This window comes from Frankia sp. KB5 (assembly GCF_002099325.1).
Lineage (GTDB): Bacteria > Actinomycetota > Actinomycetes > Frankiales > Frankiaceae > Frankia > Frankia casuarinae.
Window position 1 is genome coordinate 1 of sequence record NZ_MRUJ01000089.1, and the last position, 23,191, is coordinate 23,191.

Sequence of the window (23,191 nt, forward strand, 5' to 3'; positions counted from 1 at the left end):
CCCCGACCTGACCGCTTTCCCCCCGCCCCCGGTAGGCCGCACCCGACCGGGGGCACCCGGCAGCGTCCAAGGCGGCGGGAAAGCCGGGGAGGAAGACGATCCGACGATCCCGCTCCGCGGCTGGCGGTCACCTCCACCCCCCGCTCTACCCCCCGCACCCCCGTCGATCGACGCGGACGACGGCAGTCCCGAAGCCGAAGCCGCCTGGCGGGCCTGGGAAGCCCACTTCCCCGGCGAACCCGGCTAAATCACCCACCGGCCAGGACCCCGGCCGCCCGGCACCCTTCCCCTTTTTCTCCTTCGTCGTGCCCCCCCGGACACCGCTGCCGGCGTCGGGCGGCTCGACCCTGCCCACAAGGAGCCACCCACAGTGACACGCCCTATCGATACCGTGACCAAACCGGGTGAAGGGACGGTGGCCGGGGGCTGCACACACCCCATCCGCCTCGCTGGCCACACCGATCATGTGGACATCACGACCGGGGAGGTACGTCGGGCGTTCTCCTCAGCCGGACAGCCGGGCGGGGTGGTACACGTGCGGTGCAACAACCGGCGCGCTTCCGTCTGCCCCTCCTGCTCCAAGCTCTACCAGCGAGACGCCCGGCGGATCGTGCTGTCCGGGCTGGCCGGTGGCACGAGCGTGCCCGACACGGTCAGCGGTCATCCGGCGCTGTTCGTGACGTTGACCGCSCCGAGTTTCGGSSCGGTGCACTCCCGCCGSWSCMRRGGGAAGCGGGGYGAGGCGCGGGCGTGCCGGCCTCGGCGGGGCGAATGCCCGCATGGACGGCCGGCGGGCTGYCACGCCCGGCACSGGGACGGGGATCSSWYGCTCGGAMMRCCGCTGTGCCCGGACTGCTTCGACTATCCGGGCGCGGTCACGTGGAACAGTCTCGCGCCGATGCTATGGAAGGTCACCCGGGATCGAATGGAATCGGCGGTCGCGGCGGCGGCGGGGTTGACGGTGGCCGGTCTGCGCCGCGTCATACGGATCACCTGCGTGAAGGCAGCGGAAATGCAGGCCCGCGGCCTGGTCCACCTACACGCCGTCATCCGGATCGACGGGCGCGGCGAGAACCCGAATGACCTCGTGGCACCACCCGCGTGGGCGACAACAAAGCTTGTCGCCCACTGCCTGCGCACAGTCCTCGGGGAAGTGGCCATACCTGCTCCCGACCCGAACCACCCCGGCGGCGTGACCCTCGTGCGCTGGGGTGACCAGCATGACCTACGCCCCATCACCCTGGACGGACCCGCCACAAGCGGGAAGATCGCAAACTACCTCGCCAAGTACCTCACCAAGAGTGTCACCGCCGGCGGCCTGCTCGACCGGCCCGTACGTAGCCTCGGGCATCTCGCCCGCATCCCCCTCAACCCCCACGCCCGGCGGATGGTGGAAACCTGCTGGCAGCTCGGCCAGGACGAGGACTTCACCGCGGCACTCGACGAAGCCACCGGACGGCAACCCGGCCGTCTCCCCGCTCTGATCCGCTGGTCCCACGCGTTCGGCTGGGGCGGACACTGGATTTCCAAGAGCCGCCGGTACTCCACCACCTTCGGCACACTGCGCGCCGCACGCCGCACCTGGGCACGCACCATCGGCGCCGTCCTGGCAGGCCGTCCGGTCGGCGACGCCTCCAGCCGCCCCGACAACGACCCCCGCACCACCATCCTCAGCACCTGGCGCTACGCCGGACGGGGCACAACCCCCGACATCGATGCACACAGCCGGAGCGGACACGGACCCCCATCCCACCGCGCGACCCTAACCCCGACCACCCGCGGCGGAGACGACGATGCCTGAGCAGACACCCGCGCGTGCACCCCTGTGGACCGTGCACGACCTTGCCCGTTACCTCGGTGTCCCCGTCAACACCATCTACAAATGGCGCACCACCGGCGACGGACCGCCGTCCCTCAAGGTCGGGCGGCACGTCCGCTACCGCGAACAGGACGTCACGACCTGGCTGACTACCTGCGGTAACCAGACTCACGAGTAAACCTGTGCGCCCCACGCCGCCCGGCCAGCGTCCCTCGTACCGGGCGACCTGACGGGGAACATGACGTGCATCATGTTCCCCGTCAGGTCGACCCGTCCGGCCGGCGTCCGGAGACCGAGTGGAAGACGGCCGGAAACCAGCAACGACAAAGATCGAAAGACGTCGACTGATCCACTCAAAGTACGGGATAAGTACGGGATGACCTTGCAGGAAAATCGACTGCTGCGCGAGAATCGCCTGTGCTRCAAGGGTTCTGGTGGGGCGGGTGGRGCTCGAACCCACGACCGACGGATTATGAGTCCGCTGCTCTAACCGGCTGAGCTACCGCCCCCTGGATCGATCCCCCCCAGCGTCTCACAGCGTGGAGGACGTCTCACAGCGTGGAGGACATCGACGACGTACAGCCTAACGGCTACCGCCGGGTGGCATGCGTCCGCTCGTCTGGCCGCGGAGAGGAGCCCAAGAACAAGACTCACCGGAAGTGGACGACCACGGAATGCCGAGGCGGCACGGATCGACGGCGGCACGGATCGACGGCGTCCCGGGTCGACGGCATTCCGGCGCCGCCGCCGTCCCGGCGACATGCCCAGGTCAGCGCCTGTCCGGCGCCGCTTGACCGCTCGATCCGGACTTGTGATGCCGAGACGACATCCCCCGGCTATGCTCACCGTGCTGATCCGCTCACGCGGCTTGTCCCGATCTGCCGCCTGCCGAAGAGCGATGAATGACCGCTGATCCCGAATCCGCCTGGCAGCGTTACACCGCCTCCGCCGAGCTTCTGTACCGCGMCGACATGGCCGACGCCCTGCGCGGCCGGGACTTCGACGCCGCGTTCCTGCTCATGCGCAAATGGGACCATGTCAGCCAGGACCGCCTAGCCTCCTCCATCGAGGGGTTCAGCCAGTCCCGGATCAGCGGCCGGTCCGCACCCACTACGTCGTCGACAACAGCCGCCACACCCGCAGCAACCCCGCCGACCGGCTACCAGACCGTCGCCATCACCAACGGCTACACCCGCACCCTGCACACAGCCGGGCCCGACCACATCATCGACTCACTCACCGAACTCCTCGACCTCCTCGCCTGACAGCGAGGGCGCGGACCTCAGGCCACCTCCCAGCCGGTCAACCCAGCCGACTGTACTGTAGATGGCACCGAGGACACGAAGGCCGCTCCGGCAGGGACCGCCGGGTGTCACTATTGGTGCCTTCACAAACGGCTCATACCTCATAGTGCCTCTCGGAGAGTACGGCGAGCCGGGCACCGCCCATCACGAGTGGAACTTTCGAGTCGTGTCTCGTCAAGGTTCCCAGGTAAACACCAGGATGTTCGACTGCAGCGGTGGCGCAGTTGAACACGCGTGTTGTCGCCGGAGTCGGGTGTTCGCGCCGCACCGGCCCCGGCGTAAGCTTGAAAACCGCGGATTAGCCCCGGCCAAACGGTGCTCTGCCTGGCCGGGCGCCCCGGGAATACCCCCATCCACTGCTGCTCAACGCCGAGGATTGGCCGGAAGACGAAGAGTGCGTTCCACCGCACGCCGGCAGCCGGGCGTCCATCAACGAGGTGATCGAGGCAGAACGTTGTGCGTTGAAAGGGCCGTGCGCAATCGTGTACCCGGTCGACCTGGCGCCATGCCATGCGCGCCGTCGGGTAACTGTCGGCTGTCCGTTCACCATCTCTGACCGCGGAGGCGCAATGCTTTGTCGTCCGAGCCACCCCCAACCTGCCGTCACTCGCCCTTGGAGTGGGGCGGATGCGTGACGACCGAGACGTCTTCCGGCGGTTGACCGATCTGTTCGAGTCCGGCTCGGTGTCCTACCGGATGATCCCGCATCCGCCCGAGGGTCACACCGACGTCGCCAGCCGGCTGCGTGGCCACCCCCTCCAGCAGGCCRCCAAGTCCCTCGTGGTGCGGGTGGCAACGGGCAGGCGTTCCCGGCGCTACGTGCTCGCCGTGGTCCCCGGTGACCGTCGGGTCGACCTGAACGCRCTGGCCGACCGGTATGGCGGCCGAGAGGCCTCGTTCGCCGCCCGTGAGGTCGCCGAACGTCTGGCGGGCAGCGTCAGCGGATCCATCACCCCGTTCGTCTTCTCCCCCGAGCTGGACCTCATCGTCGACGAAGGCCTGCTTATCCACGACGAGATCTACTTCAACGCCGGACGGCTCGACCTGTCCGTCGCCCTGTCCGTCTCGGACTACCTGGTGCTGGCCCGGCCGACCGTCGCGCCCATCGCCGCCTGACGCCCTGGGCGGCCAGGAGCCAGCGCCCCGGCCCGTCGCACTCGGCACTCCTTCGTAGACCACCGGACCTCCGGACCACCGGACCTCCGGACCACCGGACCTCCGGACCACCGGACCTCCGGACCACCGGCGAAGGATGGGTACCGGAGCTGACCGAGATCGATCTCTGCCGCGAAGGGGGCCGAGATCTTGACCATGCCGGTGAACCCCTTTCCAGCTGGGCTCAGCGTGCCCTGGGCTCTCCTGGGCTCTCCTGGGCTCTCCGCGCCACGACTGTTTGCGAGGTGCGGACAGAGYCACCCGCAGTGAGCTTCTACCCAGGCGAGCACAACCGATCCCGACGATCATGCCCACCCCGCCGGTTGCCAGTTACTGATCCATAATCCTAAGTAAGGTTCACCTAAAGCAGGTTAGGCTAACCTCCGTCTCTGGTACGTTCCGTGAAGCCGGCTACGCGGCGGACCGAAAGGAATCGGACGTGTGGGGTGATGTGCTCCCGAACCTGCTCATCGGGCTGCGCGAGGGCCTCGAGGCAGGCTTGATCGTCTCGATCCTGGTCGCGACGCTCGTCCGCGCCGACGAACGCTCCCGCCTGCCGCTGGTGTGGACGGGCGTGCTCGCCGCCATCGCCCTGTCGGCGAGCTTCGGCGCCGTGCTGACATTTGCCGCCGCGTCCATGTCCACGGCGGCGCAGGAGGTGTTCAGCGGGAGCCTCAGCCTCGTAGCGGTCGGTTTCGTCACCGTTATGATCTTCTGGATGCGGCGGTCGGCCCGCGCCCTGTCCGGCGAGATCAAGGGCAAGGTCACCGCCGCGCTGGCACTCGGGCCCGGCGTGCTGATCCTGACCGCTTTCCTGGCGGTGGCCCGGGAGGGTGTGGAGACCTCCCTGTTCATCTGGACGACCACCCGCGGCGCCAGCGAGTCGGCCGGTCCGTTGATCGGCGCCGCGGCCGGGCTCCTCATCGCCGCCGGGCTGTGCGTGGGGATGTACTACCGCGCCGTGAAGATCAACCTGACCAAGTTCTTCACGTTCACCGGCATCGGGCTCATCGTCGTCGCGTCGGGTGTCGCCGGGTACGGTCTGCGCGACCTCCAGGAGGCCGGTGCCCTCCCCGGCTTCGACACGGTCCTGTTCGACCTGCGGACCACCTTCGACCCGAGTTCCTGGTACGCCAGGCTCGTCGAGGGCGTCTTCAACATCACTCCGCGGATGACGGCGCTGCAGGTCACCGGCTACCTGGCCTACCTGGTGGTGGTACTGGCCCTGTTCGTCCGCGGCACCCGCGCCCCCCAACCAGCACAGCCAGCACAGCCAGCCCAGCCAGGAGAACCGGCCGCCGTCCCCGCCGCCAAGAGTTCCGATCGCACGCCGGCCCCGACGCCCCTGACGCCCCCGCCGGCCCCGACGGGGGCGTCGGCTGGCCACCGGCTGCCGCGGTGGGCGCTGCCGGCCGCCATCGTCGCGGTGCYGGCCCTCGCCGCCGGCGCCACGATCCTCGCGCTCGGCCCGTCGTCCAGCGGCGGCAGCGGCGGGACGATCGAGGTGACCGGCGGCTCCTGCGCGGCAGGCTGGGCGGCGCCCCGGTCGGGCAGGCAGACGTTCACCGTCCACAACAGCAGCGCCCAAACGGCGGAGGTCCGCCTCATCGACCCGGCGACCGGTGCCATCCATGCGGAGATCGAACTGCTGGCGCCCGGAACCACCCGAACCCTGTCGGCCACCATCGGCGGGGGCACCTATGCCTGGGAATGCCTGCCGGACGGCGGTAAGCGGCTGCTGTCCGCGAGTCAACGGGTGGCGGGCGCGGCCAGCGGGGCCGCCTCCATCCTCCCCGTGACGGCAGAGACCATGAGCGGCCCGCTGCGCGGCTACCGCGCCTTCGTCGCCGTCGGCCTGGTGACGTTGCAGGGCAGCGTCGACACGCTGCGCGCGGACGTGGAACACGGCGACCTGGACGCGGCCCGCCGGGACTGGCTGCCCGCCCACCTCGACTACGAGCGCCTGGGCGCCGCCTACGGCACCTTCGGGGACTTCGACTCCAAGATCAACGGACTGCCTGCCGGGCTGCCCGGCGGAGTGCACGACCCAGACTTCACCGGCTTCTACCGGATCGAGTACGGGCTGTGGCACGGTGAGTMGGCCGCCTCGCTGGCCGCGTCGGCGGTCGGGTTGTCCAGCGACGTAGCGGGGCTGCGGGCGGCATTCCCCACCCAGGAATTCGATCCGAACGACCTGGCCCTGCGCACCCACGAAGTGCTGGAGAACACGCTGCAGTTCCAGCTCACCGGCGCCGCCGATCAGGGCAGCGRCACGGCTCTGGCGACCGCGAGCGCAAACGTGGACGGCACCCGGGAACTGCTCACCGTGATCGCGCCGGTGCTGCAGACCCGGTCGCCCGCCGCGCTGACCGCGGCCCGCCAGCAGTTGGGCGCCTTCGGCGCGCTGGTGCGGCGGGTCGGCAACCCACACGGCACCTGGATCCCGCCGGGACGGCTGCCACTCGCCGACCGGCAGAAGCTGAACGGCAGCCTGGGCGCGCTGCTGGAGACTCTCGCACCGATCCCCGACATCCTCGAGATCAGGAGTACCGGATGAGCCCCGGGTCCGACGGCGGGCGGATGGGACGCCGCTCCTTCCTCGCCGGAGCCTTCGCCGCGGGCGCCGCGGCCGCGGGCAGCGCCACCACCGTCGCGGCCGGAACCGGCGCTGCGGTGCTCACCACCGCCGCGCCGGCCGCCGCGGCCGCCAGCGGAAGCTCCGACGAGGTGGTTCCCTTCCACGGCGTGCATCAGGCCGGGATCCTCACCCCGCAGCCGGCCGCGGCCATGTTCGCGTCCTTCGACGTCATCGCCGACGACCGGGCCGCGCTCACCGACCTGTTCAAGACGATCACCGCCCGGGCCCGGTTCCTCACCGCCGGCGGTGCTCCGGCCGACCTGGGCACCGTCGCCCCACCGTCGGACAGCGGGGTCCTCGGGCCGACCGTGCCCCCGGACGCGCTCACCGTCACGGTCGGGGTCGGCGCCTCCCTGTTCGACGGCCGGTTCGGCCTGGCCGACCGGCGTCCCCGGCGGCTGGCGCCGATGCGTACCTTCCCGAACGACAACCTGAACCCCGCCGACTGCCACGGCGATCTCAGCCTGCAGCTGTGTGYGAACAGCCGGGACACGGTGTTGCACGCGCTGCGCGACATCGCCCGGCACACCCGCGGCGGCATGCAACTGCGGTGGCGGATCGACGGCTTCCACAGCCAGCCCCGGCCAGCCGGCGCGCAGCGAAACCTGCTCGGTTTCAAGGACGGCATCGTCAACCCCGATGTGACCAGCGCCGCCGACATGGACCGGCTGGTCTGGGTGGACGGTGCGGGCGAGCCGCGCTGGACCACCGGCGGCTCCTACCAGGTCGTCCGCATCATCCGGATGCTGGTGGAATTCTGGGACCGGGTTTCCCTCAACGAGCAGGAAACGATGATCGGCCGGCGACGGGACACCGGGGCACCGCTGGACGGCACCGCGGAGACCGACATTCCCAACTACGCCCGCGACCCCAAGGGCACGGCCATCCCGCTCACCGCGCACATCCGGCTCGCCAACCCGCGCACCGCGGCCACCGACAACTCCCGCATCCTGCGCCGCGGCTTCAACTACGACCGGGGAACAGACAGCAACGGCAACCTCGACATGGGCCTGGTCTTCTGCTGCTACCAGCAGGACATCATCCGGCAGTTCGAGGCGACGCAGACCCGGCTCATCGACGAGCCGCTCGTCGACTACATCAGCCCGACCGGTGGCGGCTACTTCTTCGTGCTCCCCGGTGTCCGGGACGCGAGCGACCACCTGGGCCGGTCGCTGCTGGCCTGAGCGCCGTCGCTGCTATGGGCCGCGGCCCGGCGGTGCGTGATCACCTCGATTGGCACCGCCTTGCCCCTTGCCCGGCCCCCGCCTGCCCGGGCCATTGACCGCGAGACCTGGCCGACCGCGAGACCTGGCCGACCGCGCCTGGGGACGGACGGCCGGGCCGCCGCGGGTGAGATCAGGCCTCGGGTGAGATCAGACGGTGTGCCAGGGGCCGGTGACGGCGTAGGCGATGCCCGGGTCCTGGGTGGCGACGAACAGGTAACGGCCGTTGGTGGAGAAGCAGGAGCCGACGAACTCCCGGTAGATCTTGTCGGCACCATCCTGGAACAGGATCTTGTTCTGGGCGAAGGCGAAGGGGCTGCCCTGGCGGTCGAGACCGACGACGTAGTTGAGCCCGTCGCCGTCCTCACACAACAACGCCCCACCATGCGGGGTGATGCACAGGTTGTCGGGCCCGTCGAAGACTCCGGGCGTGTCGTAGTCGTCCGCGGCCTCGTGGGACGGCAGCAGCGCGACGAGAGTCAGGGTTTCGGCGGCGGGCTGGTACTTCCACACCTGGCCATCGTGGACGGTGGGGGGCAGCGCGGGGTAGCTGACGGAGGCGGGCAGGTCGGCCTTCTTGGCATAGCTGGCGTTGATCCAGGCCGCGTCCCGGGCCCAGAAGGCGCCCTCGAACTTCTTCGACCGGGTCACCCGGTCGGGGCTGGCCGCCGCCAGGGTGGCGGGGCGGCCCGGGTAGGCGAACTGCTTGCGGATCGAGGGCGAGGCGTCGGTCCCGTCCGGGTCGGGAGCAGGCACCGGCACCCACTTCACTGTCAGGCTGGTGCCGACCTTGGTGATCTGGGAAAGGTCGTCGATCGGGTTGCCGGCCGCGGTCCAGGCCTGCAGCGCCTCCAGGCAGCCGCCCGCCGCGTAGTCACCGAACTGGCCCGTCGCCCGGGTCGGGCGGAACCGGTAGAGCAGGCCGTTCGGGCCGCTCGCGTCCTCGGTGAGGTAGGCGAAGTTGGTCTTGGGATCGACCGCGACCGCCTCATGCGCGAAGCGGCCCAGCGCCGTCAACGGCGCCCCGGTGGTGCGGCGGCCCAGCGAGTCGACCTCGAAGACATAGCCGTGYCGCTTGCCACCACTGATGATCGACTCTGTTTCCTCGCACGTCAGCCACGCACCCCAGGGGGTGACCCCGCCGGCGCAGTTGCGGATCGTGCCGGCCAGGCTCACGTAGCGACGCTGCACGTTCGCGTTGACGTCCAGCACGATGTTCGTGGTGCCACCGAACGCGTTCGTRGCCGACCCGTCGTACACCGCGGCCCCGGTGGTCTTGGGCACCACCGGCGTGAACTGCGCGCCCGGGTTCACCGCGTCCTGCTCGTGGTTCTGCACCAGAATCGTCCCGCCCTGCGTCCCAGGAAACGAGCCGGTGCCGTCGAACTTGGTCGGGTACGGCGGGCTACCCGGATCGTCGAGCCGGTCAAACGGCTCGTTGTAGGGCGCCTGACCCCAGGTACCGGCCTTCGCGATCACCTTGTAATGGAAGCCGGCGGGAAGATCGAGCTTGCCGGCCGGGTCGGCCACCAGCGGCCCGTAGCCTCCCGTCGCCGCGCCCACCGGGCTCGCCGCCAGCAGGTTGAACGCTTCGGCGGACAGGACCACCACGGCCCCCGCCGCCGTGCCGTGCCGGAACAGATTACGTCGTGTCAACTCGCTCATGACGCGCAACCCTAGGAACGTGATGTTACCGCCCCTTTACGGAGAGGCCAACGTGTCACGGCCGCATCGTGGCCTTGTGATGAGCGAACGGTCCACCGGCCGCGACCGCGCCTCGACCGACACCGCATCGGCCCCTGCCACCCTGTATTCCCGGCGGGGGAACCCGCCTTATGCTCAACCTGATTCTCAGCGCCGGTGATTTCGCGTCACTCGTCGAACAGCTGCCGGCAAGGCTGGAGGAGTAGGGGCTGCCCCGCCCAGGGAGGRCACATACAGGCACGGAGATTGCCTTCGGCCGGGGGTGGCGGTCCCAAGGTCCCGTCAGAAAGCTTCGTCAGTCCCTGCTGATCGGGGCGGAGCAGAAGGGCATTGTCGAGTCGACGATCCGTCGGTGACCGACTTGAAGGAGCCAGCGTGCCCATCTGGCACATCCGTCCCTACGAGACCGTCGACTACGCGGCGACAGTACGCCTGCTGGAGGAAGTGAGGAGCACCCCGGGCGGCCCGCCCATCAACCTCACCGACACCGTGCTGGCGCTGCGGCACGAACTCCCGGAGACCGAGTCCCCCGCGGTGGTCGCCGTCGCGGGCGAGCATCTCGTCGGTGCCGCGGTCGGGCGCAAGGAGGGCGGCCAAGGCCGGGTGCTCACGGTCGCCATCGCGCCCGCCTGGCGTCACCACGGCATTGGTTCCAGCCTGTTGCAGAGCGTGGAAAACCTGCTCCTGCACGCCGGCTGCCGGCGGATCACCACGCTGATCACCCCCGGGCAGCCGGGTGAGGAGGCGTTCCTCAACCGCGGCTTCACCGCTACCGGGCAGGTACTCTATGACAAGCAGATTCCCCTGCGCCCGGCGGACGTCTCCACCGTCGAGCGGTGGGGCGGCGCGCTGCTGAGCGCCTCCGAGTGGTCCAACCTCGCCGGGATGGAGGAGGAGCGCGCGCTCATCGAGAAGCGGCTGCTGCTGCCGGTTCGGGAACGGGAGCTCGCCGAGGCGTACGGAGTCGTCATCCCGACGGCGATGCTGCTGTTCGGGCCGCCCGGCACCGGTAAGACGTCCTTCGCCCGGGCGGTCGCCGCCCGGCTGGAATGGCCGTTCGTCGAGCTGCTGCCCTCACGGCTGGCCTCCGGCGGCAGTGGGCTCGCCGCCGAGCTGCGGTCAGCGATCAACGACCTCATGGGGGTCGAGCGGGTCGTCGTGTTCATCGACGAGGTCGACGAGATCGCCCAGTCGCGGGAGACCCGACCGGAGAACCAGTCCGTCGTCAACGAACTGCTCAAGGCGATCCCGCAGTTCCGCGGGGTGCAGGGCCGGCTGCTGATCTGCGCGACCAACGCGGTCTCGGCGCTGGATCCCGCGTTCATCCGGCCCGGCCGGTTCGATCTCGTCCTCCCCGTCGGACCGCCGGACGCCAAGGGGCGCCGGGTGCTGCTCGATGGGCTGCTCGACCGGGTCGCAAACAAGGAGGACATCGATCTGGACGCCGTCGTCGCGGCCACCGACCTGTTCACGCCGGCCGATCTCTCGGCGGTCGTGYAGCGCTCCGCTGCCGCCGCCTTCCACCGGGCCGCCGACGGGGTGAAGGTCGGCACCGGGGCGGGAGYGGAAAGCGGCGGGGGCGGCCACGGCCCGACGGTGACCCCGTTGAGCACACAGGACCTGCTGGACGCCGCCCGGCTGGCCCGGCCGACGATCAGTCTTACCGAGCTGGACCGCTTCCGTCGTGACGCGGAGGCCTTCACCCGGATCTGACCTGCCCCGCCCCTGCAGGGACGACCCGCACCCGGATCCGCCTCGCACCCGGATCCGGGTGTTGATAACTTTTGATTTTTCGATATAGAAAAGTATTTCCTGCCCCGATGACGAGGCGCGACACGGGAGAGTTCTCGACGAAACGAAAACCGCAGCGATCTTCCAACCCAACCACAATGAGGTTTCGCCATGACCGACGGAAATCGCAATCTCTACGTAGTCGCCTGCGGTGGCGGGTACCCCGCCGGGGACCTTCCCGCCTTCGTCAGGCAGGTGCGGTCCGCCGGCTGGGACGTGCGGGTGGTCGCCACCCCGTCGTCTTTGCAGTTCATCGACGCGCTCGACACAGGTCACGGGGACGGGTAGCGCAGCAGGGCACCGAGACCGTCGGTCGGTGCGCCGGGCAGATCGGCGGGCAGGACCCGCACGGCCGCGCCGGTGCCCCAAGCGGCCCGCACGGCCAGATCCGCCAACCGGCCGGTGGTCGGTGGTGACCCGGCCCGGCGGGCCAGCCGGGCCAGCGCGCCCGGCTCGGTGGCGACGTCCCCGGGCTCCGGCCCGTACCAGGCGGCCCGGTCGTCGCCGGGGTCGTCGACGACGAGCAGCGTGCCCACCTGAGCGCGGACGAGCGCGGCGAACGTCGCGGGCACCCCGTCGACCGCCCGGCCGTGTGCGCGGTCCTCGGCGAAGCGGTCGAGCACGGCGCGGGTCCGGTCGCGAACCTCGGCCTCGACCAGCTCCCGCACCTCCTGGGAATGGAACCGGTCGCTCCGCCCGGGGTGACGTCCCCCGTGTTCGAGCTGGTGGACTAGCGGGGTCACCCGGGGCGGCAGATGCTTGCGCAGCAGCTGCACGGCCCGGACGTCTCCCGCGAGAACCACCAGCGCGGCGTCCACCCGCTCGGTCAGCTCGGTCACCGCCTCGGCGACCTGCGCGGCGTTGTGATCCCACGAGTCCTCGGCACGATCCTGGTAGCGGCGCTGCGACCAGCCGCCGGGGGCATTGCGCTCGATCTCGTCGTCGGAGCCGACGACCTCACCGGCGAACCGCAGTCCGTCCCCGGCCACCCGCAGGTCGGCGCCCGTCCGGTCGGTGAGCACGACCACACAGGGCACGCTGCTCTGCCGGTAGGCAAGCATCGGCAACGTGCAGGGCAGCGAGCCCCAGACGGCCCGGTCCGCCACCTTCCGTCGCAGCCGATGACACCAGACCACCCTGCCATCCGCGGCGCACGCCGCGAGAGCGGCGTTCTGCGGGCCGAGGGACGCCACAACCTCGTCCAACGCGCCCAGCGTCGCGCCATCCGCCCCGTCGGCGGCCAGGCTGTCGCGCAGGCGCCGCCACCGGACCGCCCGATCCGCCGCAATCCCGTCCATCTGATCGGACAGGCCCAGGTACAGCGTCGCGCACGGGCTCGGGACGGCGAACAACTCGTTGATCTCCTCATCTGGGATCACGGCACCGCGGCCTCCTGTTCTCCGCTCCCGCCGGTCGGCGAGCCGATCCTCCAGGGTCCAGGATGGGCACCGACCGGCTCTTCGGTCCGGCCTCTTCGGTTGCTCCCAGCCATACCCATCATCGGCGCGACGGACCGTCGGCCACCCGCCAGGACTTCATCCGGGCGCGGCCGGTATATATTGCTGCTGACGGTCCGAATCGGCTCGAGTTCGACTCTTCGCCGGCCTCAATGATCGGCATCGTCGGCAAACATCGTCGGCAAACATCGTCGGCAAACGCCGAATTCCCTACCTGCCCCCGGCCTGTCCCCGGGGATCGGTCCATAGATCAGTGCTGTGCGCGCTTGTCAGGAGGTCGATGCCGGCCAGGACTTCCGCGGCGGGCCGGGCCTCTAGGCGGCGCCCGTCCCGCAACCGCAGGGAGACCCGCTCGTCGGCTGCCTCCCGGGCACCGATGATCGCCTGGTAGGGCACCAGACGAGCGGCCCGGACCCGCGCGCCCAGGGTGCCGCGCTGCGGACCGGCGGCCTCGGCCCGCAGTCCCCGGTCGGCCGCCTGCCGGACCAGCGCGAGGGCGTGGGGTACCTCGGCGTCGGAGATCGGAAGGGCCACCAGCTGCACGGGCGCAAGCCATGGTGGAAAGGCACCGCCGTGCGACTCGATGAGGTGGGCCACGGCCCGCTCCACGCTGCCGATAACGCTGCGGTGGACCATGACCGGCCGGCGCATCGCGCCGTCCGGGCCCGCGTAGCGCAGATCGAACCGTTCTGGCTGATGGAAGTCGATCTGCACGGTGGACAGGGTGGCTTCACGGCCGGCACTGTCGACGATCTGAACGTCGATCTTCGGGCCGTAGAAGGCCGCCTCCCCCTCCACGGCCTCGTAGGCCACCCCCGCGGCGTCGAGGACCTCGGTCAGCAGGGCGGCGGACCGCCGCCACATGCCGGGGTCGCCGACGTACTTCCCGCCCGGCCCCGGCAGGGAGAGCCGGTAGCGGGCCGGGCTGACACCCAACGCGCCGTAGGCCTCGCGGATCAGCTCCAGCGCCGCGCGCGCCTCGTCGGCGACCTGCTCCGGAGCGCAGAAGATGTGCGCGTCGTTCAGCTGGATCGCCCGCACCCGGGTCAGCCCGCCCAGTACCCCCGACAGTTCGGAGCGGTACATGCCACCCAGTTCGGCCATCCGGAGTGGGAGATCGCGGTAGCTGTGCGCGCGGGAGCGGTAGATCAACGCGTGGTGCGGGCAGAGGCTCGGCCGCAGCACCATCTGCTCCCCGCCAAGCCGCTCCCCGCCAAGCCGCTCCCCGCAAAGCCGCTCCCCGCCAAGCCGCTCCCCGCCAAGCCGCTCCCCGCCAAGCCGCTCCCCGCTGAGATCCATCGGCGGAAACATGTCGTCCCGGTAATGGGACCAGTGGCCGGAGATCTCGTACAGCTCCCGCTTGCCCAGCACGGGCGAGTACACGTGCCGGTAACCGGCCCGACGCTCCACGCCACGGATGTACTCCTCCAGGGTGTGCCGTACGACGGCACCGGCGGGCAGCCAGTACGGCAGACCCGACCCGATCAGCGGGTCGGTATCGAAAAGTTCCAGCTCGCGACCGAGCTTGCGGTGGTCGTACACCGTGGTCTCCTCACCTCGCGGCAGGTAGGGCGGGTGACCACAAGGCGAAGCCCCGGGGCATCCACCCCGGGGCTTCGACAGAAGAACGGCTGTCAGCGCGCCGGGACACTCTCCGGCGTCGTCGTCAGGCCAGCGCGCTGCATGTCGTCCAGGTTAGCAGTGCCGCCCCCGCCGCGGTGACAATGACGACAGCGGTGACGGCGGCGTGCGTGACGGCGGCATGCGTGACAGCGGGGTGGGCGGGCGGGTAGCGGGCGGGGTGGCCGCGGGTCAGCGCGCGAGGATGCTCAGGATCTCACTGGCCGAACGTCCCCGCGCCGCGAGGGGATAGACGGTGATGGCCAGCCGGATGAGGTTGTCACCCCGGCGGCTGACGCCCGCGGCCGGGACGGGCCAGACCCGGTCCGTCGGGCCGGTCGCCTCCCAGGCGGCCTTGATTGCGGCGAGTGGGCCGGTGACGTCGCCGCGCCGCCAGGCGTCGGCGGCCCGGGCGGCGACGTCGATGACACCGGGACCGGCCGTGGCGACCGCGACCGCCGCCTCGGGACCCGCGGTCAGGATCCACGGCACGAGTCCCGGTGTCGGCTCGATCCGCTGCAGCAGCGAGATCATCGCCTGCGACCGGGGCCCGGTGACAATGGTCGCCGCCGACGCCCCGTGCCGCGCGACCACGTCCACGGCGCCCGGATGTGCCTGTTCGACGTCGGCCAGGGCCCGGCGCACCGCGGGTTCCAGGTCGAGCGAGGCGAGTGTCGCCAGCACGGCCACGGGTATCCGGGCGAGCAGCCCCCCGAGCGGCGCGAGCACCGGCCGGTCGGCCTCGGGTACCCGGCCGAGACACGCGGCCGCGGCAGCGGCCTCGGTCACCGATATGCCGTGCTCCAGAGCCAGGCCGACCACGGCGACCGGGTCGTCCGTGGTGGCGGCGACGGCCAGATCCACCTCGGCCGCGCCCGCGGGCAGCAGGTCGGCGACCGCCAACAACCAGGCCCGGGCGGGCGGGTCCAACGCGCCCAGCGCCGACACCAGGCGCGGCGCCCCGTGCAGCGCGGCGGCCACCCGCACCAGGCGGGCACCGCAGGTCGCGGCGACGGTAGCCGGGTCGAGCGCGACCAGCGACGCGACCTCCGCCGCGAAGGACGCGGACGAACCGGCAACCCGACCGGACGAACCGGATGAACCGGATGAACCCGTGGTGGCCGGCCCCGCCGGACCGGTGGTGAGGGGTCCCGTGGGGTCCGACTCGCCCCGGGCCGCGCGCGCCGCTTCGACGAGCAGCCGGGGCAGCGGCATCGTGCCCCAGTGGGCGGCCAGATAGGGCGCGGAGACACCCTCCAGCGAGGGGGGGGCGGAGGGCGCCCCGCGGCGCAGGACGCCCTCCGCGATCGCGGTGTCGAGCACGTCGGCCACGTCCTGTCCGGACATCCGGGCGAGCCGGACCAGCCAGTCGCGCGCCGCCCCGATCAGGCTGGCCCTGTTCAGGGTCTCGGCGAGCGGATGGATGCCCCAACGCCGGGACAGGTACAGCCCGACGACGTCGTCGTCTAACAGGGCCACCGCCCACGCCGACATGCCCGGCCTGCCGAGCAGGTTCTCCTGGAAGGCGGTCTCAATCACCGTCGACGGGTCCGCCGCGACAAGCTCGGCGAACTGCGTGGTCCAGACGATGTCCTCGACGGCGAGGCATCGGACGATCTTCAGCAGGGTGTCGAGCGGCAGGACGCCCCACCGGGATCGCGCGAACGCGACGACGCGCGGATCGGCCCACCAGACGGGATCGGGCGGCGGGTCGGCCTGGTGCAGGCCCGCCGTGACGGCCTCGTCGACGAGGTCGCCCGGATTCGCGCCGAGCGCGGCGCCGAAGGAGCGCAGCCACTCCAGGTCGCCGTCCACCAGGACCCGGACCGTCGCCATGATGTCCCGCAGCGACCGTTCGTCCCAGCGTGCGGCGACGTAACCGGCGATCAGCGGCGGCAGCGCCGCGTCCGTCGGCGAGGCCTCGCCAAGGACGCCCTCCGCGACGGCCCGGTCGATCGCGCTGGAAACCGGGACCGCGGCGGCGTCGGCCACCGCGCGCAGCCAGCCGACACTCGACCGCGTCAGGTCCCGGGCCACGTCGAGCAACGCCACCAACGGCACCGCGGTCCACCGTTCGGTGAGGTAGGAGGCGACGTCCGCATGGGACCAGTCGGATGGTGACGGTGGCCGCGCCTGGCCGAGCAGGCGCTGGGCGAGTGCCGCGTCGACCACCTCCGACACGGACACCCCGACCGTGACGGCCACCGAGCGGATCCAGAGCAGGTCACCCGCGGCCAGCACCCGCCCGAGCTCGATCAGCTCGGCCAGGCTCGTCGTCTCCCACCGTTCGGCAAGGCACCTGGCGATGTCGGGGTCCCACCGCGACGGCGGCACCGGACCCGGTCCGGCCAGGAGGTTCTCCTCGATCGCCCGGTCCCGCACCTCGTCGGCAGCCAGCCCGCCGGCGGCCGCGAGGGCCGCGCACCAGTCCGGTATCCAGTCCGGGTCACGGGCGACGACCAGGGTGTCGGCGAATGCGGCCCGCGGGTCCGCGACCGGGGCCGACACGTCCTCGGCGGAGGCAGTCGCGCCCTCCTCCACGCCGCCCTCCACGCCGCCGTCCACGCCGCCGTCCACACCGCCGTCCACACCGCCGTCCACACCGCCGTCGAGCACGAACCGGCGGACCTCGTCCTCGGTGAGTCCGGGCACCGCATCGGCGCCGGCCCGCGCGAGCAGCTCGATCCGGTGGACGATGCCGCTGCCGGGCCGCCCACTCACCGGGCTGGTTCCCCCCCGCAGCACCTCGGGCGTCACCCGGGCACGTTCCGTGAGTTCCCGGATCAGATCGACGGGCAGCAGCGGCGCGCACCGCACCACCGCCGGCGCCGCGCCGGCGACCGCGAGCGAGACGACCGCGTCGCGGTCAAGTCGGGGTGCCCGGGCCAGCACCTGCCCGGTCGCGGCCACCCGTTCGAGGGCCTCGGTCAGCTCGGTCAGGCCGACCGCGGTGATCTGCCAGACGTCACCCCAGCAACCGGTGAGGACACCGATCGCGGGCAGCGTCTCGGCGAGCAGCATCCGGCGGGTCTCCGGCCGGATCCGCTCCCGCCTGACCAGCCGCATCACGTCGATGACGATCCGGCGCTCGGCCGGCAGCGGCCGCAGGACCGCCGCGAGCTCGTCGAGCATCTTCGCGCTGTCCCGGGCCGCCAGGACGCTCTGCTGCTCGGCGAGCTCCGCGGTGACCGTGACAATCAGGTCCGGCCGCCCGGCGAACGCCCGACCGATCTCCTGCAGCATCGTCATGACTGCGCTACGCCCACCGCGTTGCGGGCTGCCGGTGTCGGCCGCGAGGGCACTCTCGTCCGGGTTCACCAGCAGGTGCGCGAAGGCCGCGGCGAACAGCCGCCGGGCCGCGCTCTGCCCCGCCGTCGCTCCGATGCGCCTGCGCAGCCCCTGCAACGAGACGTCATCGACCAGCGGCAGGTCCCGCCAGGCGCGCGGAGCGTGGGCTTGGCCGTCCTCGTCGAGCAGCGGCAGCGCGAACTCCACCGGCTGGCCGGCGCTCGCCAGAACCTTCGGTTCGGTCAGAGCCGCCGGGTCGACACCGAAGGCGATGATCCGGGCCGGATCGGGCACCGCGCCGTCCGGTGCCCGATGCGCGGACCGCAGGCGTCGCAGCGCAACCAGGGTCCGGGCGAGGTCGTCGGGCGGGCAGAGCAGCCAGCCGGAACCGCCGAGCAGGCCGGCCAGCGGGCTGGACAGGTCCGCGGCCTCGAAGGCGGCCACGCCGACCGCCGCCCGCCCGGACTGTAGGCTCGCCGCGAGGCGCACCGGCTCCGGGTTGACCCGGCGCTCGGCTGTCATGACCTCCGTCCCCGTCGGCGCGAACACTCCCCGCAGGCCCTTGGGATCGCCACGCGGGGTGAGCGTCTCGTCGAAACGGCGCACCGTCACCGGGCGCTGCTCACCGGCCTGCAGGACGGTGGTGAGATCGACGTCGAACCCGGTGCCGGAGCGCGGCACGAACACCCGGACGCCGTACCTGAGCTTCATCACGACGAACCGGGGGTCGACCCGGTCGACCGTGCCCAGGTACGTCCCGCCGACCAGGCCCCGCTCGAAGCGGGGGTTGCGGTCGCCGAACCCGCCACGGGCCGCGGTGTCGTGATGGTAGGCGATGATGACGTCGGAGGCGGCGAGATCTTCGGTGATCTTCGCGCGCCGCGCCGCGGCGGCCAGCGTCGTGAGCTCCTCCCGGAGCCGGCCGGGCTGCAGGTCGGCAACCCGGKCGTCGATCCCGCAGCCCCGCAGGTACCGGTCCACCGCCTGCTCGCGCGTCGCCCGCGACCCGCCCGTCACCGCGCCGTAGGCGGTCGGTCGGCGGCCGGTGGACAACCACCCGATCAGCCGGGCCAGCGATCGGGCCTGCGCCGCCCGCCACTCCTCCAGCGGGGCGTCCGGTGCCGGGACGTCGTCGCCGAGCAGTTCCACCGTGTCCTGGCTACGTTCGGACGCGGGCGGGATCACCCCCCGGGCCGGCGCGTACCCGTGGCGGCCATACCCGACCAGCCGCAGCGATCCCCGGCAGTGCACGAGATGATCCGGGCTGAGTTCGACGGGAACGACGCCGAGCTGGGTCGCGGCGTCGTCGAGCAGCGCGCCGAGCGGGGCGAGCATGTCCATGACGTCCGCGGGGGCAACGAACTCGCCGTTCGCGAGCTGCGCGGCCATGCTGTCGTCGCCGCGTTGCCGCTCGAGCGGGTCGGTGAGCGGGCCGGCCGCCCAGCTCGTGATGTAACCCGTGGGCGCCTCGTAGCCCGTGGGCACCCCGTCGGGGCCGTCGACGATGTCGAGCAGCAGGGGGGTCAGCGGGTTGCCGAGCGAGAGCAGCTCCATGCCGACCCGTAGCGTCGACGGGCCGCCCGCGCCGGCCGTACGCAGGGCGCCGAAGCCCAGCCCGGCGAGGCTGACCAGGCGTACCCGGCAGTCGGCCCCGGCGCCGCGGATCCGCCGGGGCATCTCCCGCCAGGTCCGGCCGCTGCGGCCCACGACCGCCGGACGCTGGTCCGCCACTTCCGCCACTTCCGCCACTTCCGCCGGCGGCGCGCCCGGCGCGGACCGCGCGCCTGCGGTCCGCGCCGGGCGGTGTCCCCGCTGCGCCTGCGCGGCACCGTCGGCGGGTCCGGCGGGGAGCGGCTCGGGGTCCGCGAAGTCGTCGAAGTCGTCCGCGCCGGCGGGTCCGGCGGGGAGCGGCTCGGGGTCCGCGAAGTCGTCGAAGTCGTCGAAGTCGTCCGCGCCGGCGGGGCCCGCGGTGCCGCCCGGGTACCCGCCACCACCCGAAGACGCCGCGCTCCCCGAATACCCGCCACCACCCGAAGACGCCGCGCCGGTCGATCCCGTCCGACCGCCCTGGAAGGCCCCGCCGTTCGAGCCCGCTCCGTGGTCCGGGGCCGCCCCCGGGTTCGACCTCGATTCGCCGTCGGGCTGGCTCCCCCACGCGCTCCGGTTCCACCAGCTCACGGTTGCGGCTCCTCATCCGACAGGACCTCGCGGGCGACCAGCGCGGTACGCACCGCGGCGATCTCCGCGCGTAGCACGGTGGCGGTGCCGAGCCGGAAACGCGGATCGGCGGGCAGGCAGTCGGTGATCAAGCGGATCAGCATGGGGTGCACGCGACGGGCCGCGAGCTCACCCCGCAGCTGCCGCAGCTTCTCGTCCCGCGCCTCGGCATCAGCCCGGGAACCGGCGGCGTCCGCGGYCGACCTGGCCTCGGTCGCCCCGCCGAGCCAGTCATCCGGGCGGTCACCGGTCAGCGCGAACAGCAGGGTGGCCGCCAGGCAGTGCAGGTCGTACTGCGGGCTGAGCGGCTCGGCTCCCGGCGGGGCGTAGCCCGGGGTCGCGGTGGTGGGCATGACCTTGGCCGACGGCTCGACGATCGCCGCCGTCGACAGGTCGACGAGCGAGTACCGGGGTGGGTCACCAGCGACGAGGATGTTCTCCGGCTTGACGTCGCCGTGGACCCAGTACCCCCTGATCCGTTCCTCGTGCTGGTAGAGCCGCTGCGGTCGGATCGTGTGCATCGCCTCCAGCGTGGCGCTGATCTGGTCGGCCAGCTCGACGACCTGGCGGGCGCTGAGCGGGCCGGACTCGGTGACCCGGGAGTCAAGCGTGGTGGGCACCATCTGCCCGATGTCACCGATGAACTGCATGACGATGAACGCCTCACGGTTGTACCGCTCGACCTCCCGCTCGTTGCCCCCGGTCACGAGCGCGTTATGGTCGTGCCGGGTCGGCGAGGGCCCGTAGACGACGTCCACCAGGGCCGGCACCCCGTGGGTGATCTCGCCGAGCGCTGCCTGCACGGCGACCGCGTCCTCGACGTCGATCGAGCGCTTCTCGTACTGGGTCCTGGCGTACTCGGGATTGATGTCGTGGTCGCGGCCGCCCCACCATGCGCCCTTGACGACGACCAGGGCGTTGCTCCACTCGTCCCGGGCGAGCTCGACGTAACCTTGGCCGCCCTCGGCGAGATGACGCACGCAGCGGTACCGGCCACGGCCCCAGGTGCGCGGCACCGACGCGAAGGACGCCCCGTAACGCAACCGTTCGACGATCTCCAAATCAGAGGCGACCGTACTCACCGGCCACCTCCGGGTACCCCACCGCCGCCAGGTCCGCCGTTCCCGAGCACCCCGCCGGCCGGCCAGGGTCCCGTCACATGCACTTCCAGACCCACGACGTCGCGGACCAGCCAGACCGGCTCCTCGCCGTCCCACCTCTCGGCGACGCCCGGCGTCAGCCGCCGGGCACCCACCCACGAGCCGTTCGTCGACAGGTCGGTGAGCGTCACCGTCCCGTCGCGCTCGTTGCCGACCATCAGATGGCGCCGCGAGACCCGGCCGGCGGCGTCGATCTGCAGCCGGTCGCAGACGTCGACGACGATCAGGTCGTCCGCCGTCCGCTGCACGGCGTTCGGTTGCCGTCCCAGCACAATGCGTTCACCGGGTCCCACGTTCGGGGTGTCGAACGACGAGCCGTCGCCGCGCCGGACGGTCAGCCGCCAGCCTGTTCCGCCCGGTCGCCCGGCCGCCCTGGTTGCCTCGGCCGCCCTGGTTGCCTCGGCCGCCCCAGCCGTCCCAGCCGCGTTGACCCGGCCGACCCGCACGAGCGACCCGGCCAGGTGGAGCGGGACGTCGAAACGCCACTCCCGGGGCAGGTCACGCACCAGCCGGTCGTCGCCCAGACTGGTGCCGTTGTGGGAGCGGTCGACCACCATCGCCGTGCCGGCAGCCGTGAGGGTGATCTCCACGTGCCGGGTGCTGATGTAGTCGTAACTGCTACCGAGCCCGGCCGTGACGTCGACGAGCTGCTCCGAGCCGAGGTTGTGGTCGGGATGGCGCCCAAGGACGACCGTGGTGCCCACCTCCAACGTCACGAGACGATGGGTGCCGCCACCCTCGATCCTCAGCACGACCGGACCCGCCACCACCCTGGCATCCCACCCGGCGCCGGACGGCACGGGCAGGCCGACGATGGTCGGCGCCCCCACGGTGCCCGAGGGCGGGATGTAGGCGGGAGCATCGAAGATCGTGGCGTCGTCCGCGAGCGCGTCCCCGAGCGCGTCCGCCAGGGTCCTGCGACTTCCCTCCCCGGGTTCGCCATGGCCCGCCTGCCGGTCCGGGGCATCCAGGTCCAGGGGCTCGGTCGCTCCCCGGGGGGCCGGCGCGTCCCGCGGCGCGGGGGGCATGGGCGACGCCGAGGGCACAGGCGACGCCGCGCCCGAGGCGTCCCCGACCGCCTGCCCAGTATCCGTCTCGATCTCCTGGACCGGGCGTCGACACAGCGGACAGACCAGCCGGGCGCCCTGGCCGCGCCCCGCCACGCGCATCGGTGGCGACACGAGCGGCCCCAGCCGGGCGTTCACGCAGTCGGGGGTCACGCAGCGATAGGCGTTGGCGCGGGCAGCGGCGACGACCTCCGGTCGCCCCCGCAGGCCCGACGCCTTCACCTCGTCCTGCCGCGCGGCCCGCTCCCAGGTGACGGTGTCGATCCGGTTCATCGCCCGGCGGACCAGTTTCACGTTCTCGCCCGCCGGGGCGGCGGGTAGCACCTTCCATCCGAAGAAGGTCGAGGCGTCGCCCTGGATCCACGCGTGGGCGTCGATGTTGCGTTTGCCGTAGAAGTTGTCCTTGCTGACGACCTTCCCCCCGACGGCCCTCGCCTCCTCCAGCAGGATGTCGTCGGCCTCGGCCGCCCAGGCCAGAGCGCCGTCACGGTAGTACCGCTGCAGCGGAGCGAGGTCGTCAAGCAGGCCGCGCAGGCTGTTGTCGGCCACATAGCGAAAGGTCGCGTCGGCGCCGAAGGCACGGCGGGCGGCGGCCTCCACGGCGAACAGCCGCGCGGTCACGCCGCACCGGCGCGGGCAGCGTGCGCCGTGCGCGCAGCCGAGACCGATCTGCGCGAAGCTGCCCGGCGAACCGTCCCGGGTGATGTTACTGACGTCGAACAGCACCGTCGTCGAGGACATGGGACTC

14 protein-coding genes, 1 tRNA gene and 1 pseudogene are annotated in these 23,191 nt (G+C 71.8%); 9 read left to right on the plus strand and 7 right to left on the minus strand.

Annotated elements, in window-relative coordinates:
- From KBI5_RS27325 to KBI5_RS10275, 3 genes and pseudogenes are all read left to right on the plus strand, one after another.
- Nucleotides 1-247, plus strand: a pseudogene (locus KBI5_RS27325) (cell division protein FtsK); the annotation flags it as partial.
- 168 nt (nucleotides 248-415) lie between these two features.
- Nucleotides 416-1,801: a replication initiator gene (locus KBI5_RS10270; RefSeq protein WP_347272492.1), complete on the plus strand. Its 1,386-nt coding sequence runs from the start codon at nucleotides 416-418 to the stop codon at nucleotides 1,799-1,801.
- Nucleotides 1,794-1,997, plus strand: coding sequence for a helix-turn-helix domain-containing protein (locus KBI5_RS10275; protein WP_011437779.1), 204 nt, complete (start codon nucleotides 1,794-1,796; stop codon nucleotides 1,995-1,997). Before KBI5_RS10270 ends, KBI5_RS10275 begins: the two co-directional genes overlap by 8 nt.
- Before the next feature lie 254 nt (nucleotides 1,998-2,251).
- On the opposite strand, the gene KBI5_RS10280 is transcribed toward KBI5_RS10275, so the two are convergent.
- Nucleotides 2,252-2,328 (minus strand) — tRNA-Ile (locus KBI5_RS10280).
- A gap of 393 nt (nucleotides 2,329-2,721) precedes the next feature.
- Between KBI5_RS10280 and KBI5_RS10285 the strand changes: the two genes are divergently transcribed.
- From KBI5_RS10285 to efeB, 4 genes are all read left to right on the plus strand, one after another.
- Nucleotides 2,722-3,084 (plus strand): hypothetical protein, encoded by a 363-nt coding sequence (locus KBI5_RS10285; protein ID WP_085015107.1) that lies wholly within the window; start codon nucleotides 2,722-2,724, stop codon nucleotides 3,082-3,084.
- 666 nt (nucleotides 3,085-3,750) lie between these two features.
- Nucleotides 3,751-4,239: a YbaK/prolyl-tRNA synthetase associated domain-containing protein gene (locus KBI5_RS10290; protein WP_085015108.1), complete on the plus strand. Its 489-nt coding sequence runs from the start codon at nucleotides 3,751-3,753 to the stop codon at nucleotides 4,237-4,239.
- A 478-nt stretch (nucleotides 4,240-4,717) separates the two neighbouring features.
- Nucleotides 4,718-6,835 carry an iron uptake transporter permease EfeU gene (gene efeU, locus KBI5_RS10295; protein ID WP_085015109.1) on the plus strand — a complete coding sequence of 706 codons (2,118 nt, stop codon included), beginning with the start codon at nucleotides 4,718-4,720 and terminating at the stop codon, nucleotides 6,833-6,835.
- Nucleotides 6,832-8,100, plus strand: coding sequence for an iron uptake transporter deferrochelatase/peroxidase subunit (gene efeB / locus KBI5_RS10300; RefSeq protein WP_085015110.1), 1,269 nt, complete (start codon nucleotides 6,832-6,834; stop codon nucleotides 8,098-8,100). Before efeU ends, efeB begins: the two co-directional genes overlap by 4 nt.
- 189 nt (nucleotides 8,101-8,289) lie before the next feature.
- Here efeB and KBI5_RS10305 read toward each other — a convergent pair whose 3' ends face one another.
- Nucleotides 8,290-9,804, minus strand: a complete 1,515-nt coding sequence (locus KBI5_RS10305; protein ID WP_035909533.1) for an alkaline phosphatase PhoX — start codon at nucleotides 9,802-9,804, stop codon at nucleotides 8,290-8,292.
- A 414-nt stretch (nucleotides 9,805-10,218) separates the two neighbouring features.
- On the opposite strand from KBI5_RS10305, the gene KBI5_RS10310 reads away from it, so the two are divergent.
- Together KBI5_RS10310 and KBI5_RS10315 are read left to right on the plus strand one after the other, a co-directional pair.
- Nucleotides 10,219-11,556, plus strand: coding sequence for a bifunctional GNAT family N-acetyltransferase/ATP-binding protein (locus KBI5_RS10310; RefSeq protein WP_085015111.1), 1,338 nt, complete (start codon nucleotides 10,219-10,221; stop codon nucleotides 11,554-11,556).
- Nucleotides 11,557-11,745: 189 nt separating this feature from the next.
- Nucleotides 11,746-11,922, plus strand: coding sequence for a hypothetical protein (locus KBI5_RS10315; protein WP_235186951.1), 177 nt, complete (start codon nucleotides 11,746-11,748; stop codon nucleotides 11,920-11,922).
- Here KBI5_RS10315 and KBI5_RS10320 read toward each other — a convergent pair.
- The 5 genes from KBI5_RS10320 to KBI5_RS10340 form a co-directional block, all read right to left on the minus strand.
- Nucleotides 11,907-13,013: a Vms1/Ankzf1 family peptidyl-tRNA hydrolase gene (locus KBI5_RS10320; protein WP_035909536.1), complete on the minus strand. Its 1,107-nt coding sequence runs from the start codon at nucleotides 13,011-13,013 to the stop codon at nucleotides 11,907-11,909. The genes KBI5_RS10315 and KBI5_RS10320 overlap by 16 nt on opposite strands.
- 288 nt (nucleotides 13,014-13,301) lie before the next feature.
- Nucleotides 13,302-14,657, minus strand: a complete 1,356-nt coding sequence (thrS, locus tag KBI5_RS10325; protein ID WP_085015112.1) for a threonine--tRNA ligase — start codon at nucleotides 14,655-14,657, stop codon at nucleotides 13,302-13,304.
- 246 nt (nucleotides 14,658-14,903) lie between these two features.
- On the minus strand, nucleotides 14,904-20,177 hold the full coding sequence (locus KBI5_RS10330; RefSeq protein ID WP_085015113.1) for a hypothetical protein: 5,274 nt from the start codon (nucleotides 20,175-20,177) through the stop codon (nucleotides 14,904-14,906).
- Nucleotides 20,174-21,298 (minus strand): hypothetical protein, encoded by a 1,125-nt coding sequence (locus tag KBI5_RS10335; RefSeq protein WP_070982440.1) that lies wholly within the window; start codon nucleotides 21,296-21,298, stop codon nucleotides 20,174-20,176. Before KBI5_RS10335 ends, KBI5_RS10330 begins: the two co-directional genes overlap by 4 nt.
- Nucleotides 21,295-23,184 carry an FHA domain-containing protein gene (locus tag KBI5_RS10340; protein WP_011437790.1) on the minus strand — a complete coding sequence of 630 codons (1,890 nt, stop codon included), beginning with the start codon at nucleotides 23,182-23,184 and terminating at the stop codon, nucleotides 21,295-21,297. Before KBI5_RS10340 ends, KBI5_RS10335 begins: the two co-directional genes overlap by 4 nt.
- Between the last annotated feature and the right edge of the window lie 7 nt (nucleotides 23,185-23,191).

Bases quoted from the DNA above. Each gene is read 5' to 3' on its own strand.
- KBI5_RS10275 (WP_011437779.1), top strand. From the start codon at position 1,794: ATGCCTGAGCAGACACCCGCGCGTGCACCCCTGTGGACCGTGCACGAC.
- KBI5_RS10340 (WP_011437790.1), bottom strand. From the start codon at position 23,184: ATGTCCTCGACGACGGTGCTGTTCGACGTCAGTAACATCACCCGGGAC.
- KBI5_RS10315 (WP_235186951.1), top strand. From the start codon at position 11,746: ATGACCGACGGAAATCGCAATCTCTACGTAGTCGCCTGCGGTGGCGGG.